The sequence below is a fragment of the Brevibacillus gelatini genome, assembly GCF_003710935.1.
GTDB classification, from domain to species: domain Bacteria; phylum Bacillota; class Bacilli; order Brevibacillales; family Brevibacillaceae; genus Brevibacillus; species Brevibacillus gelatini.
The window spans coordinates 1-815 of sequence record NZ_RHHS01000002.1 but is presented as its reverse complement, the minus strand read 5'-3'; the positions used below and the strand labels follow the sequence as shown (position 1 = coordinate 815).

Sequence of the window (815 nt, the reverse complement as noted above, 5' to 3'; positions counted from 1 at the left end):
AAGGGTGAGGCCAACTGGATCTGTTCGTATCCGGCCAGCTTCTCGGTCGTGCTCATGCTATCCCCCCTCACTCCCTCAGGAGTTTGCCTTGTCTGCTGCTGTGTACCAACTTTTTGCCGCAGCAGACAGGATGGTTCCCCCCTCCTCGCTGGTTTTGAAAACGACGAGGGCGGCATCTTTTCCCAAAGACATCGTTTGACCTCGTTATACGTGCTCGACTTTTTTCAGACGAATCCCGAAAAAATCCCGGCGCAGCAACGCCTCAGCCAGCCGCAGATCAATGATGATGTGCGGCTCCCGGATTCCTTCCACCTGAAAAATCGTGTGGCGCTTGACGTTTGCTCCCTCGATCACCAGCCGCTTGAGCGCGCCGTTTGGGTGAAACTCGCTTTGCTCCGACAGGCAAGCGACGCGCGGCAGGACGAGCAGCCAGTACACGTCCTGCCTGACCCTCTCCTGGTCAGCGAGAACAACGGATTTGGCGAAAAGCCGGGGAGCGAATTTGTGGATCAGCTCTTTCAGGCGATCAGAATAAAGGGGAATCGGGCGGTCGAGAAAATCGAGGTAGACGTTCTCGCGCTTGGGCTTGAGGTCAAACTGGAGAATCGCCTCGTCCAGCTCTTCCTGATAATCCGGCGTCAGCCACTCCGGGCGGAGGACATCGAAAACGCCAGTAGGCACGACTGCCTGTGCGATCCGCTCGTCCTGTGTCATGATGAAATAGTTCATACCCGCTCCCCTTCCTGCCAGATGACTTGTCGCTCCTGAAGCTCATCCAGGACGTGCAGCTCCCTTGCCTCCGGGGAAAACACGGC

Annotated in this window: 1 protein-coding gene; it reads right to left on the bottom strand. The window is 57.1% G+C overall.

Features of this window, described 5'->3' with window-relative positions; all coding sequences use genetic code 11:
* Positions 1-204 precede the first annotated feature (204 nt).
* On the bottom strand, positions 205-729 hold the full coding sequence (locus tag EDM57_RS00010; RefSeq protein WP_122902734.1) for a serine protease: 525 nt from the start codon (positions 727-729) through the stop codon (positions 205-207).
* Positions 730-815: the final 86 nt, after the last annotated feature.